Source organism: Paraglaciecola sp. (genome assembly GCF_039942875.1).
GTDB lineage: Bacteria > Pseudomonadota > Gammaproteobacteria > Enterobacterales > Alteromonadaceae > Paraglaciecola.
On record NZ_JBDVBQ010000044.1, the window covers coordinates 69,672 to 93,213 of the forward strand.

At 38.0% G+C, this 23,542-nt stretch carries 25 protein-coding genes; 15 read left to right on the plus strand and 10 right to left on the minus strand.

Annotated elements, in window-relative coordinates:
• Positions 1-19 precede the first annotated feature (19 nt).
• From plsX to ABJE44_RS14700, 11 genes are all read left to right on the plus strand, one after another.
• Positions 20-1,048: a phosphate acyltransferase PlsX gene (plsX, locus tag ABJE44_RS14650; protein WP_348109531.1), complete on the plus strand. Its 1,029-nt coding sequence runs from the start codon at positions 20-22 to the stop codon at positions 1,046-1,048.
• The gene (locus tag ABJE44_RS14655; RefSeq protein ID WP_348109529.1) at positions 1,049-2,008 is read left to right on the plus strand and encodes a beta-ketoacyl-ACP synthase III; all 960 of its coding nucleotides are present in this window, start codon (positions 1,049-1,051) and stop codon (positions 2,006-2,008) included.
• A 20-nt stretch (positions 2,009-2,028) separates the two neighbouring features.
• On the plus strand, positions 2,029-2,955 hold the full coding sequence (fabD, locus tag ABJE44_RS14660) for an ACP S-malonyltransferase (RefSeq protein ID WP_348109527.1): 927 nt from the start codon (positions 2,029-2,031) through the stop codon (positions 2,953-2,955).
• A 31-nt stretch (positions 2,956-2,986) separates the two neighbouring features.
• The gene (fabG, locus tag ABJE44_RS14665) at positions 2,987-3,724 is read left to right on the plus strand and encodes a 3-oxoacyl-ACP reductase FabG (protein WP_348109525.1); all 738 of its coding nucleotides are present in this window, start codon (positions 2,987-2,989) and stop codon (positions 3,722-3,724) included.
• A 168-nt stretch (positions 3,725-3,892) separates the two neighbouring features.
• Positions 3,893-4,132: an acyl carrier protein gene (gene acpP / locus ABJE44_RS14670; protein ID WP_133471608.1), complete on the plus strand. Its 240-nt coding sequence runs from the start codon at positions 3,893-3,895 to the stop codon at positions 4,130-4,132.
• Positions 4,133-4,212: 80 nt separating this feature from the next.
• On the plus strand, positions 4,213-5,457 hold the full coding sequence (gene fabF, locus ABJE44_RS14675; protein ID WP_348109523.1) for a beta-ketoacyl-ACP synthase II: 1,245 nt from the start codon (positions 4,213-4,215) through the stop codon (positions 5,455-5,457).
• Between the two features lie 110 nt (positions 5,458-5,567).
• The gene (gene pabC, locus ABJE44_RS14680; protein ID WP_348109616.1) at positions 5,568-6,395 is read left to right on the plus strand and encodes an aminodeoxychorismate lyase; all 828 of its coding nucleotides are present in this window, start codon (positions 5,568-5,570) and stop codon (positions 6,393-6,395) included.
• Positions 6,396-7,394 carry an endolytic transglycosylase MltG gene (mltG, locus tag ABJE44_RS14685; protein ID WP_348109521.1) on the plus strand — a complete coding sequence of 333 codons (999 nt, stop codon included), beginning with the start codon at positions 6,396-6,398 and terminating at the stop codon, positions 7,392-7,394.
• A gap of 13 nt (positions 7,395-7,407) precedes the next feature.
• Positions 7,408-8,037, plus strand: a complete 630-nt coding sequence (tmk, locus tag ABJE44_RS14690) for a dTMP kinase (RefSeq protein WP_348109519.1) — start codon at positions 7,408-7,410, stop codon at positions 8,035-8,037.
• On the plus strand, positions 8,038-8,925 hold the full coding sequence (holB, locus tag ABJE44_RS14695; RefSeq protein WP_348109516.1) for a DNA polymerase III subunit delta': 888 nt from the start codon (positions 8,038-8,040) through the stop codon (positions 8,923-8,925). It begins immediately after the preceding gene.
• Positions 8,926-8,950: 25 nt separating this feature from the next.
• Positions 8,951-9,724 carry a YchF/TatD family DNA exonuclease gene (locus tag ABJE44_RS14700; RefSeq protein WP_348109514.1) on the plus strand — a complete coding sequence of 258 codons (774 nt, stop codon included), beginning with the start codon at positions 8,951-8,953 and terminating at the stop codon, positions 9,722-9,724.
• Positions 9,725-9,795: 71 nt separating this feature from the next.
• Here the strand turns inward: ABJE44_RS14700 and ABJE44_RS14705 are convergent, their stop codons facing one another.
• The 8 genes from ABJE44_RS14705 to ABJE44_RS14740 form a co-directional block, all read right to left on the minus strand.
• On the minus strand, positions 9,796-10,275 hold the full coding sequence (locus tag ABJE44_RS14705) for a YchJ family protein (protein ID WP_348109512.1): 480 nt from the start codon (positions 10,273-10,275) through the stop codon (positions 9,796-9,798).
• Between the two features lie 90 nt (positions 10,276-10,365).
• Positions 10,366-10,746: a hypothetical protein gene (locus tag ABJE44_RS14710; protein ID WP_348109510.1), complete on the minus strand. Its 381-nt coding sequence runs from the start codon at positions 10,744-10,746 to the stop codon at positions 10,366-10,368.
• 96 nt (positions 10,747-10,842) lie between these two features.
• Positions 10,843-11,451, minus strand: a complete 609-nt coding sequence (gene msrQ / locus ABJE44_RS14715) for a protein-methionine-sulfoxide reductase heme-binding subunit MsrQ (protein ID WP_348120815.1) — start codon at positions 11,449-11,451, stop codon at positions 10,843-10,845.
• Positions 11,452-12,456, minus strand: a complete 1,005-nt coding sequence (gene msrP / locus ABJE44_RS14720) for a protein-methionine-sulfoxide reductase catalytic subunit MsrP (RefSeq protein WP_348111486.1) — start codon at positions 12,454-12,456, stop codon at positions 11,452-11,454.
• Positions 12,457-12,548: 92 nt separating this feature from the next.
• Positions 12,549-13,871 carry an anti-phage deoxyguanosine triphosphatase gene (locus ABJE44_RS14725; RefSeq protein ID WP_348111485.1) on the minus strand — a complete coding sequence of 441 codons (1,323 nt, stop codon included), beginning with the start codon at positions 13,869-13,871 and terminating at the stop codon, positions 12,549-12,551.
• A gap of 118 nt (positions 13,872-13,989) precedes the next feature.
• Complete coding sequence (yfbR, locus tag ABJE44_RS14730) at positions 13,990-14,598, minus strand: 5'-deoxynucleotidase (RefSeq protein ID WP_348111484.1); 609 nt, start codon at positions 14,596-14,598, stop codon at positions 13,990-13,992.
• Between the two features lie 3 nt (positions 14,599-14,601).
• Complete coding sequence (locus tag ABJE44_RS14735) at positions 14,602-15,822, minus strand: pyridoxal phosphate-dependent aminotransferase (protein WP_348111483.1); 1,221 nt, start codon at positions 15,820-15,822, stop codon at positions 14,602-14,604.
• 163 nt (positions 15,823-15,985) lie between these two features.
• Positions 15,986-16,297: a hypothetical protein gene (locus ABJE44_RS14740; RefSeq protein ID WP_348111492.1), complete on the minus strand. Its 312-nt coding sequence runs from the start codon at positions 16,295-16,297 to the stop codon at positions 15,986-15,988.
• A 134-nt stretch (positions 16,298-16,431) separates the two neighbouring features.
• Here ABJE44_RS14740 and ABJE44_RS14745 point away from each other — a divergent pair, with 134 nt between their 5' ends.
• Positions 16,432-17,193 (plus strand): Nif3-like dinuclear metal center hexameric protein, encoded by a 762-nt coding sequence (locus ABJE44_RS14745; protein WP_348111482.1) that lies wholly within the window; start codon positions 16,432-16,434, stop codon positions 17,191-17,193.
• A 17-nt stretch (positions 17,194-17,210) separates the two neighbouring features.
• The gene (locus ABJE44_RS14750) at positions 17,211-17,972 is read left to right on the plus strand and encodes a methyltransferase domain-containing protein (protein ID WP_348111481.1); all 762 of its coding nucleotides are present in this window, start codon (positions 17,211-17,213) and stop codon (positions 17,970-17,972) included.
• Positions 17,973-18,010: 38 nt separating this feature from the next.
• Here ABJE44_RS14750 and ABJE44_RS14755 read toward each other — a convergent pair whose 3' ends face one another.
• Both ABJE44_RS14755 and sbcB read right to left on the minus strand, forming a co-directional pair.
• The gene (locus ABJE44_RS14755) at positions 18,011-19,666 is read right to left on the minus strand and encodes a FapA family protein (protein ID WP_348111480.1); all 1,656 of its coding nucleotides are present in this window, start codon (positions 19,664-19,666) and stop codon (positions 18,011-18,013) included.
• A 122-nt stretch (positions 19,667-19,788) separates the two neighbouring features.
• A complete protein-coding gene (sbcB, locus tag ABJE44_RS14760) occupies positions 19,789-21,228 on the minus strand; it encodes an exodeoxyribonuclease I (RefSeq protein ID WP_348111479.1) in 1,440 nt (479 codons plus the stop codon).
• Positions 21,229-21,382: 154 nt separating this feature from the next.
• On the opposite strand from sbcB, the gene ABJE44_RS14765 reads away from it, so the two are divergent.
• Together ABJE44_RS14765 and ABJE44_RS14770 are read left to right on the plus strand one after the other, a co-directional pair.
• Positions 21,383-22,594 carry an integrase arm-type DNA-binding domain-containing protein gene (locus ABJE44_RS14765; RefSeq protein ID WP_348111478.1) on the plus strand — a complete coding sequence of 404 codons (1,212 nt, stop codon included), beginning with the start codon at positions 21,383-21,385 and terminating at the stop codon, positions 22,592-22,594.
• 3 nt (positions 22,595-22,597) lie between these two features.
• Complete coding sequence (locus ABJE44_RS14770; RefSeq protein WP_348111477.1) at positions 22,598-23,455, plus strand: hypothetical protein; 858 nt, start codon at positions 22,598-22,600, stop codon at positions 23,453-23,455.
• Positions 23,456-23,542: the final 87 nt, after the last annotated feature.

A 23,542-nucleotide genomic window follows, 5' to 3' on the forward strand; every position in this document is an offset into this window, starting at 1 on the left:
TTATTAAAGTAATAGAACATTGAGCCATCTAACCATAGCGTTAGATATCATGGGGGGCGATCACGGCCCCCATATTATTTTTCCAGCAGTATTAAAAGCACTGCAAGAAACCCCTACCTTAAATATAATACTGTGTGGCCCACAAGCAATCATGCTTGAATGGTTCAACAAACAATCTATTGAAATCCAAAACCGTCTTGAGTTGTCTGACTGTTCTCAAGAGGTATTAATGGATGATGCTCCTTCACATGCCTTAAGGCATAAAAAAGATTCATCGATGCGCAGAATTCTAAACCTTGTGCAAGATGGCAAGGCAGATGCTTGTGTTAGCGCAGGTAACACTGGTGCGTTATTAACCATGGCCTTTTATGTATTGAAAACACTGCCAGGTATCGACCGGCCAGCATTAGTTACGCAAATTCCAACCAAAAATAATGGCAAAGTCAATTTGTTGGATTTAGGGGCAAATATCAACTGCGATTCAGAAGTATTGTTTCAATATGCTGTTATGGGTTCAGTGTTAGCTGAACAGATTGGAAGTATTAATCAACCAAAAGTTGCATTACTTAATGTGGGCGTTGAAGAAATAAAAGGAAATGATCAAGTTAAGCAAACAGCAAGATTGTTAACGGATTCTAAAAGTATCAATTACATTGGGTATATAGAAGGTCACGATATTTTTTCAGAAAAAGCTGACGTAATAGTGACAGACGGTTTTGTGGGTAACATTGCATTAAAGTCATGGGAAGGCTTATTTAAGTTCATTTTCGAAGAAATAAAAAGAGTATCCCAACAAAATTGGTACTTCTCTATTTTAGCTAAGGTAGCTCTGCCGATTTTCCATAGATTATATTTGCGCATGAAACCCGACCAGTATAATGGTGCTAGTCTGGTAGGATTGCGCGGAATTGTGGTGAAGAGCCATGGTAATGCCTCGTCAGAGGCTTTTTTGTATGCAATTCGTAAGTCCATACAAGAAGTTGAGATGCAGGTTCCTAAGAAAATAAAAGATAAAATAGAAGCGGCTTTAATGGAGCGTCACGAATAAATGAATTCCAGAATAATAGGCACGGGTAGTTATTATCCAAGCGAAATAAGAACAAATGCCGACTTATCAACTATGGTTGACACGTCTGACGAATGGATTACAGATCGTACCGGTATTAAAGAAAGAAGAATTATTGGCAAACATGAAACTGCCGCAACTATGGGGACTGAAGCAAGCAAGAAGGCTTTAGAAGCTGCAGGTATCGACGCTAAATCGTTGGACATGATTGTTTGCGCGACCACGTCAGGTAGATATGCCTTACCCAGTACGGCTTGTGAAATCCAAAAAGCTTTAGATGTTGATGGTATTCCAGCTTTTGATGTTGCAGCAGCATGTGCAGGTTATTGTTATGCCTTAAGTGTTGCCGACCAGTACATAAAATCTGGTATGGCTAAACGTATTCTTGTTGTCGGTACCGATTGTTTGAGTCGTTTAATTAATCCAGAAGATCGAACTATGGTGATCTTGTTTGGTGATGCTGCTGGTGCCACTATCATTGAAGCAAGTGAAGAGCCAGGTATATTGTCTACTCATATAAATGCAGCAGGTTCATATGGTGACTTACTTACTGTTGGCAACCCACAGCGTGGTGACGAGCAATCAATTCACGAAAACTGGGGTTCTATGAAAGGCAATGAAGTCTTTAAAGTGGCTGTAACTAAGTTAAGTGAAGTAGTGGAGCAAACGTTATCTGCTAATAATATGCAAAAATCAGATTTGGACTGGTTAGTGCCTCACCAAGCTAATTTCCGTATTATTAAAGCCACGGCTAAAAAACTCGATATGTCGCTCGACCAAGTTGTATTGACCCTTGAAAAATATGGTAATACCTCAGCTGCTACTGTACCTACAGCCTTAGATGCTGCAATCAGGGATGGCAGAATTAAACGAGGTCAAAATTTATTGTTAGAAGCCTTTGGTGGCGGGTTTGCTTGGGCATCAGCCTTAGTTCGTTATTAATTTATTTAGAGAAGTGTTTTATGAGTAAACAAGCATGGGTTTTTCCAGGACAAGGATCCCAGTTTTTAGGTATGTTAAGTGATTTAGCTGCAGAATATTCAACCATAGAAAGTACATTCGCCATTGCCAGTGAAGTATTACAGTACGACTTATGGGATGTTGTAAATAATAACGAAGATAAACTTGCTCAAACGCAGGTTACACAGCCTGCATTATTGACTGCCAGTTATGCTATTTATAAGGTATTACAAGAACTAGACGTTCCTTTACCTGAATATATGGCAGGGCATAGTTTAGGTGAATACTCTGCTTTGGTATGTGCAGGTGTAATTGACTTTAAAGATGCCATAAAGTTAGTGGAAGCCCGCGGTAAGTTTATGCAACAAGCTGTACCTCAAGGTGTTGGTGCTATGTACGCCATAATTGGTTTGGCCGACGAAAAGGTTATAGAAAGTTGTCAACTGGCCCAAAACGATACTAATATGGTTGTCGCAGCGGTTAATTTTAATTCCCCTGGTCAAGTTGTTATCGCTGGAAATAAAGAAGCAGCCGAGAGAGCGGCGGCACTATGTAAAGAGCAAGGTGCCAAAAGAGCTTTGCCTTTACCTGTTAGTGTTCCATCTCATTGCGAATTAATGAAACCTGCTGCAGAGCAGTTATCAGATCTATTAAATGACATAGATTTTTCTGCGCCAAACATTGCTGTGATCAATAATGTTGATGTTGCTATGGAGTCAGAACCAGAGGCAATTAAAAAAGCATTGAAGGCACAATTATATAGTCCAGTAAGATGGACAGAAACTGTGAACCAATTACACGATTTGGGTGTCAGTAATTTATATGAGGTAGGTCCTGGTAAAGTGCTTACCGGCTTAACCAAACGTATAAATAAGGCTGTGTCTTGTAAAGCCATTGGTACATCCGAATCTGTTTCAGAATTAAAATAGTTCAATTACATAAGTTTTATAGAGAGAGTACATGTCAAAATTAAATGGCAGCATTGCCTTAGTAACAGGTGCAAGCCGCGGTATAGGAAGAGCAATAGCCGAACGTTTAGTTGCAGATGGCGCTATTGTGATAGGTACCGCTACATCAGAAAATGGAGCAAAAGCCATTGGTGAGTATCTACAGTCAAATGGTGAAGGTAAAGTGTTGAACGTAGCTGATGCGGATTCAATGCAAAATTTGCTAAAAGAAATTACTGAACAGCACGGTCCTGTAGATATATTAGTGAATAATGCTGGTATCACCCGTGATAACTTACTTATGCGAATGAAAGACGATGAGTGGCAGGGGATAATGGATACTAATTTAACCTCTATTTTCAAAATGTCTAAAGCTGTATTACGTGGCATGATGAAAAAGCGCAAAGGAAGAATTGTTAATATCGGTTCTGTAGTCGGAACCACAGGCAATGCAGGCCAAGCAAATTACGCAGCAGCTAAAGCTGGCGTCATTGGTTTCAGTAAATCTATGGCTCGAGAAGTTGCATCAAGAGGGATTACAGTCAATGTAGTTGCTCCGGGTTTTATCGATACTGATATGACAAAAGCATTAACAGATGAGCAAAAAGAGAATATCTTTAAGGATATTCCTGCTAATCGTTTAGGAGACCCTAAAGAAATAGCGGCAGTAGTAGGATTTTTAGTTAGTGAGGAAGCAGCTTACATAACTGGAGAAACAATTCATGTAAATGGTGGCATGTACATGGGTTAAAGGTTACGAGGCATATGGTATTGTATGCCTACTGTAATAACGAATATTTATTTAACCGTGAGTGGTTGGACCAGGTAAAAAGTTGAGTGACTTACTTGCAAGGCCTCGATTTGCTGAATACACTACTCGCAAATTTATATCTAGGTACTTTAAAGGATAACTAGAATTATGAGTAACATCGAAGAACGCGTAAAAAAAATCATCATTGAACAATTAGGTGTAAAAGAAGAAGAAGTTAAATCTGAAGCTTCTTTCGTTGATGATTTAGGTGCGGATTCACTAGACACAGTTGAATTGGTAATGGCTCTTGAAGAAGAATTTGACACTGAAATTCCTGACGAAGAAGCTGAAAAGATCACAACTGTTCAATCTGCTATTGATTACGTTAACGCAAATAAAGACGCGTAAGTTATAGTTATTTAAAACGGCCCTTTCTGGGCCGTTTCTTTTTTCAAATTTTTATTTCATGTTTATAGTCGGAGGCCATAGTGTCTAAACGTCGCGTTGTAGTGACTGGACTTGGCATGCTTTCCCCTGTTGGTAATGATGTTGATTCTTCTTGGAAAAATATCCTAGCAGGAAAAAGCGGCATTGCTCCAATTACCTCTTTTGATAGTTCAGCTTTCACCACTCAATTTGCTGGTGAAGTAAAAGGTTTTGATGTTGAGCAATATATTCCCAAAAAGGAATGTAAGAAGATGGATAAGTTTATCCAATTTGGTATTGCCGCAGGCCAGCAAGCATTAAAAAGTTCGGGACTTAAAGTTACGCCAGAGAATGCCTCTCGAATTGGGGTCGCAATTGGCTCTGGCATAGGTGGTTTAGGCTTGATTGAAGATAACCACAGTCGCATGCTTGAGTCTGGGCCAAGAAAGATATCACCATTCTTTGTACCTTCAACTATTACCAATATGATTTCAGGATTTTTCTCAATATTTGAGGGGCTGAAAGGGCCTAATCTGAATGTTGTCACTGCTTGTACTACGGGCGTACACAATATCGGAATAGCAGCGCGAACCATTGCATATGGAGATGCTGACGTCATGATAGCTGGCGGCGCAGAATCTACTATTTGCTCTCTTGGTATTGGTGGCTTTGCAGCAGCTCGAGCATTATCAACACGTAATGATGAACCAGATAAAGCTAGCCGTCCTTGGGATAAAGACCGAGACGGTTTTGTTATGGGGGAAGGGGCAGGTGTCATTGTTCTTGAAGATTATGATATGGCCATTGCTCGCGGAGCAACTATTTATGCTGAGCTAGTAGGTTTTGGTATGAGTGGTGATGCTTATCATATGACCTCTCCACCTGCTGACGGTGAAGGTGCAGCCGCCGCTATGGTAAGTGCCATTAATGATGCGAAGATTGATACATCTGAAGTTGGATATATCAATGCTCACGGTACTTCTACGCCTGCTGGTGATGTAGCAGAAGTGGCTGCAATTAAATCAGTATTTGCTGAAGATGCAAAAAATTTAATGGTGAGTTCAACCAAATCTATGACGGGTCACCTATTAGGTGCAGCTGGAGCTGTTGAAGCAATATTTACAATATTAGCCTTACGAGACCAAATAGCACCGCCAACGACTAATTTAGACAGCGCAGGTGAAGGGTGTGATTTAGATTTTGTTGCAAATAAAGCCAAACCAAAAGAAATGGATTATGCCTTATGTAACTCATTTGGTTTTGGTGGAACCAACGGCTCTTTACTGTTTAAAAAGTTTTCAAACTAGCCATCCGTAAACTTGATAGAAGTGGCATTAAACTTTCACTTCTATCAAACATACATTTTTATATTAGCGTATTATTATAGTTCTAAAGCTTCTAGGGTTACTTCAATTTGATGATAGTTAATGGGCAGCAACAATCACAAATTCCTTTAACTGATCGCAGTATTCAATATGGTGATGGCTGCTTTACAACTATTGCTTATCAAAATGCTTCTCTTGAGTTATTTGATTCGCATATCCAACGATTGAAAGACGCCTGTGAGCGTTTATCTATCCCTTTCTCTAACTGGGAACAGCTCAGTAAAAGTGTTTTTGATTCTCTGCCAAATAATGAATCATGTGTCGTTAAAATTATGATAACGCGAGGTAGTGGTGGTAGAGGCTACAGTCCAGTTGGGGCAAAACACCCTAACTTTATTATTACCCATCACTCCATTCCACAACATTATAAAACTTGGCAAACGGATGGCATCAGTGTCAGCGTTAGTCCTGTAAAGTTGGCTCGTCAGCCTTTACTAGCAGGAATTAAACATTTAAATCGACTAGAACAAGTGCTTATTAAGCAAGCTTTGGCTACTACTGAATATGACGATGTGATTGTTTGCGACACAGAAAATGAAATTATTGAGTCGTCAGTCGGTAATGTGTTTTGGTGGGGTGATGAAAAGTGGTTTACTGCAAACCTAAGTGAGTCAGGGGTTGTAGGGGTTATGCGTAACCAGATAATCAATATGATGGAAAAGGCAGGCCATAAAGTTATAGTCACTCGTGAACCTTTAGAGGCATTATTCGAGGCTCAAGCCTTATTTGTATGCAATTCTCTAATGGGCGTAGTTCCTGTTAAAAGTTTGATTGACCCAGAAACTTTTAAAGTCACCAAATTTCTAATTGAACCTGTATATAAAGTGCAGTCCATGCTTAAAAATAAGTTGGAGAATTAGATGGCTAAATTATTCAAGATTTTGCTTACTTTGTTGTTTTTATTGATAGCTACCCTTGGGGCGCTATTTTATTATTTTAATGGGCAAGTAAAGCAGCCACTAAATTTAGATTCTGATACGTTTTTCCGCGTTGATTCAGGTCAATCCGCTAAAGGTATTTTAAATAGACTTAAGAGTGTCGGTATTCTTGATGAAAATCTAGGGTTAAAAATCAATATTAAAATTAATCCTGAGTTAGGTAATATTAAGGTAGGTACCTATTTACTGACACCTACAATGACTGGGTTAGATTTACTAGATTTATTAGTAAGTGGCAAAGAAGTGCAATTTTCTGTGAGTTTAGTTGAAGGCCTGCGATTAAGAGATTGGCTAGCCACTTTAAAAAGTCATCCAAACTTGAAAGTCGACAGTGATTTCCACGAAAAAGTTAATATGCTTGCTAAAGATATGTCCGGTGGTTCTTTGCAAGGATGGTTATTGCCAGATACTTATCACTTTGTAGATCAAACCAATGCATATGATCTAGTATTAAGAGCTAAAAATAGTATGCAAAACTACTTGAGTGACGCTTGGGACAACAGAGCCTTTGATTTGCCTTATGAGTCAGCCTATGAAGGCTTAATCATGGCATCTATTATTGAAAAAGAGACAGGGGTGGCGGAAGAGCGACCTAGAATAGCTGGAGTATTTGTCAATCGTTTGAACTTGAATATGCGCTTGCAAACAGACCCAACGGTTATATATGGAATGGGCGATGAATTTGATGGCAATATCAGACGTAAAGACTTAAGAACCCCAACACCTTACAATACTTATGTAATTAAAGGCTTGCCGCCAACTCCAATTGCCATGCCTAGTAAATTAGCGATCGATGCCGCATTTCACCCTATTACCACACAAGAGTTGTATTTTGTTTCCAAAGGTGACGGTAGTCATCAGTTTTCAGAAACATTAGAACAACATAATGCTGCTGTACGCACCTATCAATTAAAAAAATAAGGTTGAGTTAGAATTGCAAAAATCGGGTAAGTTTATAGTTATTGAGGGCTTGGAAGGTGCCGGTAAAAGCACTGCCGTTGAAATAGTCTCAGAGCAAATCAAGTTAGCGGGTCTCACACTGGTTAATACACGAGAGCCTGGTGGAACCCCTATGGCTGAAGCCATAAGAGAATGTGTTAAAGGTGATTGGCCTACTGAAAAGGTTACAATAGAAGCTGAGCTTTTATTAATGTATGCCGCAAGGGCTCAATTAGTCCAAAATGTAATTTTACCTAACTTAGAACTGGGAAATTGGGTTCTAGGAGATAGGCACGATATGTCTTCTCAAGCTTATCAAGGGGGAGGCCGTCAAATAGATCTAGATATGATTGAGTCGCTTCGTAATATAACCTTGAAAGACTTTAAGCCTGATTTTACCTTGTATTTAGACGTAGAGCCTCAAGAAGGACTGAATAGAGCGAGAGGGCGCGGTGAGTTAGATCGAATAGAGCAAGAGGACCTTAGTTTTTTTGAAAGAACCAGAGACCGTTATTTAGTCATAGCCCAACAAGATAAAAATTGTGTAGTAATTAATACTATGCAAAGTATTGAAGGTGTACATCAAGACATAAAACAAGCTGTATCTCGGTTTTTGGAGAATTAGATGTATCCTTGGTTGCAGCCTACATTTTCAAAGTTGAGCGCAAGAATTTCTGCTAATAAACTGCATCATGCTTTGTTACTGCAAGGTGCAGATGGCATTGGAAAGGATGTTTTTGCATTAACATTAGCCAAACTGCTTTTATGCCAAGATAGACAAGGTGAGCAAACCTGTGGTCGGTGTCAGTCCTGTAAGCTTAATGCTTCAGAAACTCATCCAGATTTATACAAAATAGAATCAGAAAAACAAATTGGTGTTGACTTAGTTAGAGAAGCAATTAAAAACTTAACTGGTACTGCCCAAATGTCTGGTGCCAAAGTACTAATAATCTACCGCGCTGACAGTATGACTGAGTCCAGTGCTAATGCTTTATTGAAAACTTTAGAAGAGCCAACTGACAATACCTTTCTGTTACTTATTACCGAAAAGCCAGAAAGTATATTAGCAACTATTCTAAGTCGCTGTGAAAAACAGATATTGCCATCACCAAATCTAGACAACACTATGGCTTGGGTTAAACAACATCACCAAGGTGACATAGATACAAACTTTGCTAGGTTATTTGTAGGAAGGCCACTAACACTATTAGATGAGTTACAACAAGAGCAAAACTTTAGCTATCAAGATTTCATTACTGGAATACAGGGTGTAATGACGGGTAACCTTAATGCAATACAACTCGCTACGGATTGGCAAAGTCATACAGATAAAGTAATAAAGTGGTTACAAGCTTGGCTGAAACAATCTTATCTCAGCACCCAAAAAGAAGGTTTTTGGAGAATTAACATGCTTTGTACAACGGCATTAAAGAAGCTTAAAAATCCGGGTGTAAACAAGACACTCACATTGGCTGAACTACTGGCTGCTTTAGCTAATTTCGAATCAAATTAAATCATATTTTTTATAGGTAAGGCTTGTGTTTGTAGACTCCCATTGTCATCTAGATAGATTAGATAAAAACCATGAACAATTATCAGAAATCCTGCAGTTTGCCCGCAATCGTGGGGTAGAGCACTTTTTATGTGTAGCTGTATCAGTAAAAGACTTTCCCGCTATGGCTGATACTGTAGCTAGCTTTGATGATGTTTCTATATCCTGCGGAGTACATCCCTTGTATCAAGAAGATGCCTGTAGTTACGATGATTTGCTCGCTATGGCCGACAACACCAATGTGGTTGCCGTAGGAGAGACTGGTTTAGATTATTTTTATAGTGCTGAAACCAAACAAGTTCAACTGTCTTCATTTATTGATCATATCAAGGTCGCGAATGAACTGGGGAAGCCCCTAATAATACATACTAGAGACGCACGTCAAGATACCATTGAGTTACTTAAAGAACATAAGTTACCCGAAACGAAAGGTGTACTACATTGTTTCACTGAAGACTGGGAAATGGCCCAAGCTGCAATTGAATTAGGAATGTATATTTCTATTTCAGGAATTGTCACCTTCAAAACAGCTACAGAATTACAGGAAGTCGTCAAAAAAATACCATTAGATAAACTGCTTATTGAAACTGACTCACCTTGGTTAGCGCCGGTGCCTTATCGAGGTAAACCCAATCAGCCCGGTTTTGTAAGAGAGGTAGGAGAGTTTATTGCAAACCTTAAAGGTATCAGTGTTGATGAGTTGGCTAAAGTGACTACACAGAACTTTTACGAGTTATTCGCCATTGAAAAAGATACATAAAGCCGGATATTTAAAATACTAGAATAGACATAGGTTCAATTCTTATTGAGCCTTTTTTGATTTTGTACTGATTATTTACCACAACACTTTTTAAACTTTTTGCCGTTACCACATAAGCATTGGCTGTTACGTTCTGGTTTTATTTCACCAGAGCTTTCGAGCATCTCACCTGTGGTATAGCGCCAATTATCTTTTTCTAAAATAAAGTCAGATAATTCATGCATCACATAAAAACAGTTATCAGCTTTGTAATAAGCTTTAAACTCTACTTGAGATGATGTTATCTCAGCTCTATGGTTAACAACTTGAAGAGATAACCAGTCGGTGCTTTGTGCACTTTGCGATAGTTCTTCAACTGTTAGTTGCAGCCGTTGTGCTTCTGCATAGGTGTTTAAAATATATGAGTAGTCTTTTAACACGTAAGCAGTAAAGCGAGATCTCATTAATACTTCTGCGTTACTTGCTTTTTGCTCACCCTTTACCATTGGTTGGCAACATTTTTCAAAAGGTAACTCACTGCAACAAAAACAGCTTTTATTATTTAGTGACACTTATATATACATCTCATTACTAACAAAGCAACTAGCCTAGGCTAACACTTATCGCTGCGTCAATAGTATTCAACCATTAGTCTAAATATTCTACCAAGGGCCTTTAATAACATTAAGTTGGCTGCTGTGCTGCTGATATAAATTAACTAAAGTAACCTGATTATCTAAACAAAGCTGCTTAATACGCTTGTAGGTAACTTCATCTAGGGAAAGTTCTTCTATAAACAGATTGGCGCACTCCTTACCTGATACAATTTTTTCAATCCAACTAACTAATGTACTGTTATCTGGTTTTGGCAATCTAATGCTGTAAGGGCGTTTTTCACTAAATTGCATGTTATCTGCAATTAGATAAGTCCATTTGAATGATGATGTAAAATCCATTTCGTTCAACATCTGCAACTCTTCAGAAGATACAGGTAACCTAGAGATTGTTTTTTTTATTGGTGTAAATGCATGTAAGCTAGCCATAATAAACTCATTTTAGTGATTATATATACAGTGGTTGGATATACAGTATTACTGTATAAAAAAACATGCAAGTGTTTTTTTTATAATCTATCTGAGCTAATTATGGCGTTTTAGATTTTTAGTGAGTTTTTTGCGTCTCAAAAATAGTAAAATTATGGCAAAGCAAATATAAATAATTGGCTGTAATAAGGCTGATTTAACCGACCAAAAGTAATGCAAGCTTACTGTGAGTAGGGCTAGATACACCCAGTTGTGGAACTTTTGCCACCTGCGCCCAAGTTTACGTTGAATAAATTTAGTGGACGTTAGCGCTAATGCAGTCAATATCAATAAACTTAAAAAGCCTACCGAAATATATGGGCGTTTAAGTATTTCCGATAACAATAGTTGCCATGCAAACTGTAAGTCAAAAGCGATATAACTTAAAAAGTGGAATAGGGCATACGTAAATGCATAAAGGCCTAACGGTCTGCGTATACTTATCAAATTCCCTTGCTTTAACTTTTTAGCGACAGGGGATACAAGCAAAGACAACAGCAATAAATTAAACGCTCCTATTCCGGTAAAGTGCAGGATTTCTTGTACAGGGTCAGCCCCTAGTCTATCGGTAAAAGCCTCATAATACAGGCTTGCTAATGGGATGAGTGCGACACAATGTATAAACACCTTTAACCATAAGATGTGGTTTTTATGTAATCGAAACAATTAGATGTACCTAGTTAAATCCATGTTTTTATAAAGAGGCGAGACATCTTCATAACCATTGAACATCTGTGTGGCAACTCTATTACGATTGAACAAACTCCCAGTGGTAATTAACCTCTCGCTCGCTTGACTCCACCTGGGGTGGTCAACTTGAGGATTAACATTGGCATAGAAGCCATACTCTGACGGCGCTAACCTATTCCAAGTTGTTGGAGGCATTTTGTCGGTTAAACGAATAGATACCACTGACTTGATACTTTTAAAGCCATATTTCCATGGCACAACTAAACGAATAGGCGCACCATTTTGTGGTGGTAAGGTTTTCCCATATAATCCAACGGACATTAAGGTTAGCGGATGAGCTGCCTCATCTAACCTCAAACCTTCAACATATGGGTAATTTAAGCCTCCGCCAGAAAATCGACTTTTTTGGCCGGGCATTTTTTTAGGATCATATAAGGTTTCAAAGGCTACATATTTAGCTGAGCTTAAGGGTTTAGCTTTTTGTAATAGTTTATACAGAGGAAATCCAATCCAAGGCACTACCATTGACCAAGCTTCTACGCAGCGAAGTCGATAAATACGCTCTTCTAAATCAAATGTTTTATAGAGGTCATCGTACCCAAGGGTTATTGGCTCTTCTACTAGACCTTCTATCTTTAATGTCCAAGGATCAACTTTAAAATTTTGCGCTTCTTGTGCCGGGTCTGATTTACCTGTACCGAACTCGTAAAAATTATTATGTGTTATGACTTTTTGTTCAGGGGTGAGAATTTGTTGTTCGTTTTCAGGTGCGGACTGTGAAAAGGATAAAGCCTTGGTTTGAAATGGGGTCTTATCTTCAGTACCAAATAAGTTAAACGCATTTGCCTTGTTACCTGCCAGTAAGGTGCCAGCACCCAAATATCCTAAGCCCTTAAGAATACTACGCCTATTATTATAGACAGTTTGGTCAGTTACCTGATTTTCTTTAAGCTCACTTGGTTTTGGAGTACGAATTAACATTATAAATTTCACCTAATAAAAGCAGTGGAGTTACATAGTAAGACAGTGAAACTTCAAATAAATTACATCACGTTTTTATCACAGAGGGTTTATTAGCTTATTTTGTCATTAACACCACTAGAAGCGGGTAAAAATAAACTGCTATATAGTTTGGCCGCAAATCCATCTGTCATACCTGAGATATAGTCCGCAATCACTCTATGGCCATTATTATTTTCGTTTTCAATAACCCAACGTTTACGGGTATTGTCTGGTAATAAGCGAGCAGGATCGGAAGCAAAGGCTTGGAACAATTCCATCACGATTTGCTGGCCCTTATATTCAATTAATTGAATCTCAGGCTTTTGTATCACTCGTTTGAAAACGTAGCCCTTAAAAAGTGCTAAAGCTTGTTGATAAATAGCGGGGAACACTGCGTTATATTTCAATAGGTCATGGTCAAACTCCGAACATAACTCTGTAATTTCTATGTGGGTAACAAAACAATTGACCAAAGCGCCAATTGCATTTTTTCGTCTATGATGCTGCTGACTAAATAGGTTATCGCTTAAAGCTTCAATATTGTCACACAACCAACAATCTTGCATATCTAGTAATGGAATAACCACCTCTTCATGAAATTGCTGCTGATTGACAATACCCATTACAATGGCATCTTCTAAATCATGTATGCCGTAGGCTATATCATCAGCTAGCTCCATGATTGAACAATCAAATGATTTGAACTGAGTCTTATGATGCTTATCTTTGTTACTTTTATATTCAATGAAACGCGCTTGGTCAGCATCAGAGAAGACTTCAATTAACCATTCAAACCATGAACTATCACACTGGTATAAGCCCTTAGGTGGGTGCCATTCACTTGCTTTAACTTCACGGTGTGAGTTAGCGCCAAGCAACTCTGGTTGGTTGCTTAAATTGTCTAGGTAATTAGGATATTTCACTAATCCTAATAAAGTGCGTCTGCTTAAATTCATACCATGGGATGCAGTATACGGCTCTAACTTGGTGACAATTCTGAATGTTTGGCCATTACCCTCAAAACCGCCATGGTCACGCATCATATAGTGCAAAGCAACTTCACCTCCATGACCATAAGGAGGGTGGCCAATATCATGGGCTAAACACAATGCTTCAATTAGGGTATCGTTTAATTCTAGGCGTGAGGTTAACTCAGGGTATTTACTAAATAGTTGTGCGGCTATCCCTTGGCCTATTTGTGATGCCTCTAGAGAGTGGGTTAATCGGGTACGATAGAAATCACTCATACCTGCGCCTAATACTTGAGTTTTCGCTTGTAACCTTCTAAATGCTGCTGAATGTAAAATACGGGCTTTGTCACGTTGAAAAGGGGTGCGGTGATCACCATCACGATGAATTCTTTGGCCGTGTCGGCGTGTAGTCCATACATTCATTGAGTTTATTACCTTCAGAATACTGTTAAAATAAGTTGTTTAGAGAATACTTAACATTGGGAGAATTTAAAACCCACACCCGGCATCAACGATTAAAGGACTAGCTTTGTTTAAGCAATCAATCTTCTTGAGTGATCTCATCTAAACTTAAACTAAAGCTGGGTATATATGCTTTCATGAAGTAATCAACTTCTGGAGAGTGGTAGGCGGTAAGCATTTTATCTAGCCTTTTTTTCGCTAATTCAAATTCTCCATTGCCAGCAGACAACTCTTCGAGAGTTTTAAGATAAGCACAGATTACGTCGGCTGCCTTAACAATAAACCCAATATCATCACTGTGATTATGATGGTCGATTAACTGAGCATAGTCATCACGAAACTCATCAGGGGCCATATTAATTAATTTTTGCTCGGCTAACTTTTCTATTTTTTTGTACTCGTCCCGAATAATAGGATTTGAATATTTCACTGGGGTAGGTAAGTCCCCAGTTATTACTTCAGATACATCATGAAATAGAGCTATAGTCGCTACTTGGTTTGAATCTAAGTCTCCCTCAAAGTATTTATTACGAATAAGGGCTAGTGCATGAGCCACCATGGCAACTTGTAGGCTATGCTCTTGAACATTTTCAGTTCTTACATTGCGCATTAATGGCCATCTGTTTATCAATTTCATCCGTGATAAGTGTGCGAAAAAATGACTTTTGTTTGGAGTAACTTGCTTCATTGTTTAATTAATCTGTTTATAACTTTTAAAGAAATTTGCTATTGCTTCTAGTGCAGGTTTAAGTATGTCTATATGGGGTAAAAATACCAACCTGAAATAACAGCCTTCATTTAGGTTAAAAGCCGAACCATGAACAAGGAGTATTTTTTCGGCTTTTAATAAATCGAATATCATTTGTTCATCATCAGTGATATTGAACTTATCAGCATCCACTTTTACAAAACAATACATGGCACCTTTGGGCAATATACATTCTAGGCCATCAACGGCATTTAGCATTTTAGTGGCCATGTCTCGTTGTACTTTTAAACGGCCATCATGACTAATTAACTCATTAATACTTTGATAACCACCTAATGCTGTTTGAATTGCATGTTGGCTTGGTACATTTGCACACATACGCATAGAGGACAGAATGTTTAGCCCTTCAATATATCCATTGGCAATAGATTTATTGCCACTTACGACTAACCATCCCACCCTAAAGCCTGCGATGCGATAGTTTTTAGATAAGCCTCCTAGCGTGATAAAAAATACGTCTTCAGCAAGAGATGCTATACAGTGATGCTTTGCGTCGTCATAAAGAATTTTGTCGTAAATCTCATCACTAATTACTGCGATTGAGAATTCACGGGCTAACTCAATGATTTGCTGCAGAATTGCTACAGAATAAACCGCACCAGTGGGGTTGTTTGGATTGATTAAAACAATGGCTTTTGTTTTATCTGTAATTTTTTTGCGTATATCTTCAATGTCCGGTTGCCACCCATTATTTTCATCACAACGATAATGCACTGGCTCACCAGACGATAAACTAACCGCAGCGGTCCAAAGTGGGTAGTCAGGCGCGGGTAATAACACTTGGTCATCATTATTCAATAACCCTTGCATTGCCATAACTATCAATTCACTAACGCCGTTCCCCAAAAAAATATCATTAACCTTTACTTGCTTAATATTTTTTTGTTGGTAGTACTGCATCACAGCAACACGGGCAGAATAAATGCCATTTGAATCTGAGTACCCTTGAGCGCTGGGTAAATTGTGGATTACATCTTTTAATATGTCGTCTGGGGCTTCAAAACCAAATGGAGCTGGGTTACCAATATTTAGTTTTAATATTCGGTGCCCTTCATCTTCCATTTTTTTAGCTTCGGTTAAGATTGGGCCTCTGATTTCGTAACAGACATTTTCTAATTTGTTGGATTTATTAATTAACTTCATGGAATGGCTAAAAAATTAGGATTGAAGCTAGGGTAAACTATCAGAGCTATTGCTGTTAGCTTTTAATTTAATAGCTTAGTAAGTTGTGGTTATAAATAGCCAAGCGAGGACGTTTTTTAAAGCCCCTAGCAATACAATAATAGAGGCTTTAAAAAATAGAAAATCAGCGAGGAAGTTTAACACCTTCATTTTCTGTTTGGATTTTTGTTGCGTAAAAAGACTTAACTGAAAATCCAGAGGTTTTGGCTTTCGGTGCTGCTTTTTTCTTGGTAGGTTTTTTCGGTGCAGCAGGGACTTCTTTGGGCGATGTGCCTAGTTCAGAAATCATATCGTTTAGCGCAGCGAGTCTTATATTTTTACCACCATCGACACTATACCACCCCCCTTTTGCTTCGATTTCAGGAGCTTTTCCATTAGCAGTTGTGTAGGCTTGCGTAAATGCAGCGATGACTTGGTCTTTGTCCAATTTACTCATAATCAGGTCTTTGCCTTCTAAATAATTATAATTAAATAAAAAATATGGTCGGCTTTTATACCGTGTTTTAATTATAATGTCTAATTTTGCTGATAATTCAAGCATCTAGCTCGTTTTTTCTCCTAGGAAACTCAATGGATATTACCAACTTTCAACTGTCAAACTTTCTAGACTCAGTACTTACACCTGAAAAAATAAAAGACTTTTGCCCCAATGGGCTTCAGGTTGAAGGTAAAACAAGTATTACTAAAATAGTGACGGGTGTCACTGCATCACAAGCGCTAATTGACCAAGCTGTAGATGTTGGGGCTGACGCGATTATTGTACATCATGGTTATTTTTGGAAAGGTGAGTCGCCCTGTTTAACTGGGATGAAAAAGAAAAGGATCAGTACCCTTTTAAAACATGATATTAACTTGTACGCCTACCATTTGCCATTAGATATACACCCAGAGCTTGGTAATAACGCTCAGTTAGCAAAGCGCTTGGGCATTATAGATCTATTACCACTTGAAGAGGGGAATTCTCAAAGCGTAGTAATGAAAGGTCGTTTTCCACATCCCATTACCCCTGAAGAGTTGAATCAAAAAATTCACTTAAGCCTTAATAAACTGCCACTACATGAGCCTGCAGATAAAAATGAAATCAACACCATAGCTTGGTGTACTGGGGGAGGGCAAGGCTATATTGAACAGGCAGCAAATCAAAATATAGATGCATTTATAACCGGCGAAGTCTCAGAGCAAACTATCCATATCGCTAGGGAAATGAATATACATTTTTATGCTTGTGGCCACCATGCCACAGAAAGGTACGGTGCTAAAGCGTTAGGTGAGCATATACAAAATCATTTGGGCATCGAATCTATTTTTATAGATGTCCATAATCCCGCTTGAGTTTAGGGAAAGTTTAAATGGAAAATAATTCGAGTGATCAAAGCTTTGATACTTTAGCAAACAAATTTAATAAGAATATTTATGGCTCGACTAAAGGTCAGTTACGCCATGAATTATTACTTCATTATTTGCAAAAAAATATAGGTCTCAATAACGCCCCCCTAAATATTCTAGACGCAGGAGGGGGGACAGGTAAAATGACTGAAGCGTTACTAAGGTTAGGCCATAACGTTACTTTGACAGATATATCTTCTGAAGCCTTAGAGCTGGCGAGTGAAAACTTAGGTGACCATGCTAATTTGACTCTATCACACACCGATATTTTATCACTGCCCGAATCAACTGAATATGATTTAGTGATTTGTCATGCAGTATTAGAGTGGCTAAAGGACCCACTTCCAGTCATCAATAAACTCGTTGCTCTTACCAAAAAGAATGGTTATCTGTCGTTATCCTTCTTTAATTATGATGCGCAACTTTTTGGCAATGTACTCTATGGAAATTTTGATTATGTTGAACGCGGAATGACAAAAAAGAACGTGGTGCGGTTAAGTCCTAATAACCCACAAAAGCCTAAGTATATTTTATCATATTTACAAACCTTGCCATTGGATATTATGCAGCTAGCTGGGATTAGATGTTTTCACGATTATTTGAGAGATTTAGATAAACAGGTTTCAATGTATGAGCAGCTTAGAACTATGGAATTAAAATACGGTAGTGAAGAGCCATATTTATGGCTAGGGAAATACTTTTTGGCAATTTCTCAAAAACAATAAAGTCAAACATCATAAGTTACTGCAGGGGATATAGAAAGTTAAGTAATTGGTGCTACTTTCCATTGATGACCAAAATAAGATATTTTGGTCGCCTCTAGTTCTTTTTCTGGTCGCCAGCTCTTAGTGTTAAGTTTTATTATTACCCCAGGATAAATACGTTTATTAGCTATAATTTGAATGTTAGATTGATAATCGTTTTTAGCTTTTAATACTTCTGCGGCTTTAATTTCTAACCATTGTAATAACTGTGTTTCACTTTGAAATAATTGATTAGCTTCATCAACCCTTTGTTGCATATCTCTAGGAATTGATTTGGAATTTATAAGCTTTATCCTCTCCATATGACGTCCACTATTTTGCTTTAGCTGTTTTACAAGTTCGTCTAAGGTTTCTTTGCGTTCTATTAACCGAATAAAACCTTCACTAAAATCAATACTTAAATTACTACCAGATACTGCGCCAAATGTTCCTGCAGAAACACCATCGTTGCAGTTGATAATACAAGAAAAAATATTGCCGTTAGGTTTAGCAATGGCTCCAACAGTAACCTTGCCCTTACAAAGTACTTTACTATGAGCTAATTGCCTACCAATCGTTACATTACCGTTACACGAAATGTCTAAACCTTGCCCATGTTGAACATGAACATTACCTTTAGATATGAGCTTTGTACTATACTCTGTGGCGCTTTCATTAACTTTACCCATAGCGCCTTCGGTAATGATTATATCTCCGCCAGCCTTAATCGTTGCAGACTCTACAAACCCATTTATCGTGATGTCGCCTGTGGCTGAAATCTCCATTTTCTCAGTAACATCACCATTGACTAACACTGAGCCATCATAATTAACGTTACCTGTTCCAACGTTTACACCTTTACAGGTATAAATATCATCTACCCACATTTTTTGGTCTTTAAATTTAGGCATGCCAGTTATATCTGCAATGAGTAAATTCTCATCATGGTCACTAATAACTGTGCCATCGCCTGTTCTAAATTTTAACCATTCACCAGGTTTGGCTTTAATCACTTCTCCTGAAACAAAGTAACCATCACGGCCTTTAGTAGGGGGCATTCTTCTTAATAACTCTGCTCCTTTTTTTACAGATATAATTGACCCTAAATTACGCATGTCAACGCGAGCGCCGCTTGCGCTTTGTGGTGTCAATATACGCTCTAAGGCATTAGGTACGAGAGGTACTAGCTTGGAAGTTTTACCGGTTCTTGGAGGAAGCCCAATTGCCACTACCGATTGGAATTCTTCGCCATTATTTGCCCTAGAGCACTTCAGCGCCAACTCATCTATACGTTTACGACTAATTCCTCTTTTGACCCCATTTTTAGTTAGAATATTTCTTAATGAGTTGCTGGTAGGTATCTTACCGCCATAACCGCAGGTTACTTTGAGGAGCACAGAAAGTTGATCTTCTAATATTTTGCACTGTACTTTACTATCTTTACGCTCACCAATACGAAAAGAAATAGTGGCCATATTGTTTTTTTGTAAGGCGTTGTTATAAGCAGCTACGACATCAATAATGCTTTCTTCTAGTATAAAAAACTGGCTATATTCACTCTTATTTATCTGTCCGTATATAGTTTGCACATCTAGTTTTTTTTCAACTAGTTTAGGACTAATAGTAATGTTTAAATACACACCACTTTCATCAAGAGCTAAATTTACACCTAACATTTATTCGCCTTTATCTATTCACATAAACAAATTATGTATAGATTTTAATTATTATTGACTAAAACTGTATCGACCTATTGTATGCTTACATTAGAAAAGTGCAGTGCAATTGGCAATCTTTTTTATAGCTTAATAGCGTAATCATGTAATGCCTTAAGTATGGTTAACTTATCTGGTTGGTTTGCATGTTTTTCATAGAGTTCTTCAAGTAACCTCATGTAGTCCGGCATGTTTATACTGGCTACTGAATCACTATCTAAAAATTTAAACTCTCTGTATCGTTGCCACTTTTGTAACTCTGTATCTGTTAAGGTTTCAGGAAAGTTACGCGCTTTATATCTGAATAATAGTGTGTGTAAACGTTCGTCTTCAAAAGGAAAGTCTGTCGCTGTTAGCCCTTGAGCATCTGATGTTACAACTTGCTGCATCAGATTTTTATCATTTTTACTGAAGAAGCCTCCAGAATAAAGCGCATGTTCAGGGTCAACATCGATCGCACTGCGCTCACCGTTATACACCTCTGTTAACTTATCTACTAATGAAACATTATCTTTGATGATTTGTAAGTTCTGTAGACACTGTTGTCTATCGATGTTTAGTCGCTCCGCGTTTTCTGCGGTTAAGGTTTTAGCAGGCGCTAAGATAGGACATTTATTTATATGAACTAATTTAACAGGTAGACGCTGTTCTCCTTCTGCCAGTAAAGCTGTTGGCGTATAGAGTCGTTCTTTAATTTCATTCGCTGAGAGTTCAAATAGTGGACTTGGGTCCAGCGCAAGGTTTAACACAATAATGGCATTTTTATTTTGTGGATGAACGCCAATTGGAACAATCCAGGTGCAGCAGCCATATTCTGATGAGATTTTAGAGGAAATATGAACAAGTGGAGTGAGTTGGTTGTAATTCAGCAACTCCAGAACTTTGTTTTTATGTCTTAGCTCAAATACATAGTCAAACAGCTTCGGGTGGTGCTGTTTAATTAGCTTAGCCATTGCGATAGTGGCGTAAACATCCGACATGGCATCATGGGCGTCTTGATGCTCAATACTGTTAGCTTTAGTTAAATCTTCTAACCTAAAACTCGGTAAACCTTTATCGTTTAAAGGCCATTCTATGCCTTCAGGCCTTAATGCATAACACGCTCTCACTAAGTCAATGATATCCCAACGGCTGTTGCCATCTTTCCATTCACGAGCATAAGGGTCGTAAAAGTTCCTATATAAGGTGTAGCGCGTGATTTCATCGTCAAAACGGATATTATTGTATCCAGCTACACAGGTATTAGGCTTTGAAAATTCGTCATGGATTTTATCAATAAATTGTTTTTCTGTTGTCCCTTTAAGAATGGATTTTTGTGGGGTAATTCCAGTTATTAGACACGCTTCTGGTTGCGGTAAACAATCGTTCGGAATTTGGCTATAAATCATTAAAGGCTCACTAATGATATTAAGATCCAAATCGGTTCTTATACCTGCAAATTGGCAAGGCAAATCTTTTTGAGGGTTTGCACCCCATGTTTCATAATCGTGCCAATAAATAGAAGCTTGTTTTTGGTTGTTCATTGAAGTTCGCCAAGTGCAGGTAAAGCCTTATCTGTTAAGGCTTGGTTCAGTTTCAATTGTTTATCATTGTTCATACAAGTTCTTACTAATTCATTAATAATTTGTACCAATGCGCGTACCAATGTTAATTCAATGTGTGTACCAAAAATAAATTATGGCATTAACTGATACAAAACTTAGAAAATATCTCAGTAAATCACAAGAAAATGAACTTGTGATTTCTGACCGCGATGGGCTAAGTGTGCGCGTTTCCAAAAATGGCACTATAACATGGCAATATCGTTATCGCTTTAATAACAAAGCAGCTCGATTAAAACTAGGTCGATATCCAGATTTAAGCATAGAAGACGCTAGAAATAAGATTCCAGAATTACGTAATTGGCTTACAGAAGGTCGAAACCCTGCTTCCGAGCTAAAGCGTAAAAAAGTGAATACCCAAGGGCGACCAACACTCGATGAATGCGCAGACGAATGGATAACAAAATATGTAAATCGCACCTTAAAGGATCAAACTAGAATCCTTTATCAACATACAGTGAAAAAGTATTTTAAAAATCAATTCCCGCAACCTGTCGAAGATATAACCCTTAAGGATTGGCTTAGATACTTCGATGAAATAGCTGATAAAAGTAGCCCCAAAATGGCTGGTACGGCGCTTAGGCGATTAAAAACGATGCTAAGTTGGTGTATTCGCCGTGGATTGGTTGATGGCTCACCAGTAATGAATTTGCTAATCAAAGATGTTGGTGAAAAATCTTCTATCGGAAGTCGCGTATTATCTTTAGATGAAGTAGCCAAAACGTGGCTAGAAATTGAAAGGGCTAAGGCTAGTCCAGCTAACAAAATATGCTTACAACTATTAATTTTAACTGGAGCAAGGCAATCTGAAATCCGATTAGCTAAATGGACGCATTTCAATTTTGATGCTTGTGTGTGGACTGTGCCATCTGAAATCAGTAAAACTAATAAACCAATTAGGCGACCAATACCAATAAAAGCAAAGCAACTACTGGATCAACTTGCTCTTATTTACGGTAAAGATGGTTTTATCATTCCCGGTCAAAAATCTGATAAAGCAATCACAACCCATAGCGTTAACCGATTTGCAAAGCGTATTTGGAGTAAACTTAATGACAATAATCAAATGCCAGAATGGACTCCTCATGATTTTAGGCGAACGTTAGTAACTCGACTATCAGAAAATGAAGTAATGTCTCATGTAACAGAAAAAATGCTAGGGCATGTTTTAGGTGGCGTTATGGGAGTTTATAACAAGCATGATTGGTTAGAAGAGCAAATTAAGGGATATAACCTTTGGGCTAATATGATTGAACAAGCAATATCGAATGAACTAAAGGGTAAGTAAAATATGATTGCGCCTAAAAAGCTGGAAGACTTATTACAACCTTTAGATAAAGAGTCCTTTGCAACTTTAAAAGATTACTTTCTTAAAAGTTTTTCTATACCAAAAATTGAAGGTGAGCCTTTAGAATTAACCATTGAAAGAGCGCAAGAGCAATTTTCAATAGACGATATAATAGGTATTCTTGGTGATGTCCCGAAGGGCTTTTCTGATTTACTTCATGTAATGGATGAGCTAATAGACCCATGTAGCGATATTATTTTATTTTGGATTTCTGAGTACATAGTAAAAAACCTTAATGAACCTTTCTTTAAACAACACAAATTTGCGTTAGATAAAGGTTCAGAAGTTGCACTTGAAGCTCTGGTTTATCAATTGGTTACCCATGCTAATAATAACAACTCAGTGATTAATAATGATTTAGGTGCTGGAATTTCAACACTTTTAAAGCGCTTAAATGGAAATGTCTTAAAACTGATAACACAGGCTATTTTATCAATTCACTTAGGGTTAGAAGGTGCAGCAAAAATGCAGGTTCAGCATTCATTAGAGATACTAGTTAAGAAAATTAAACCATACGAACTTCAACATAGTGTGATAAAGGCCTCAACGATTAAAAGCAGGGCGGTAGAATCAGCGAAGATTGGTGCAGATAAAAGGTGGGAGGCAAATCGCAAATTAAAACAAGAGGCTCACAGATTACTGGAAGAAATGAAAAGTTCAGGTAAGTTTCAAAATAACTCACAAGCATCAAAACTATTAACAGACAAAATATGTCAATTTGCTCAAAGTATTAATAGTCCATTTACAGATGCTTTTTCAGCTCAACGAAGAATCTATGACTGGTTTAGGGCTTTTAAATAATGAACCTTCGAATATTAAAAGTTACGAATGCCAGCTATTCGTAACATTTACACTGCCATCCGTATCAGAGTGACAGCTAGGCGTAAT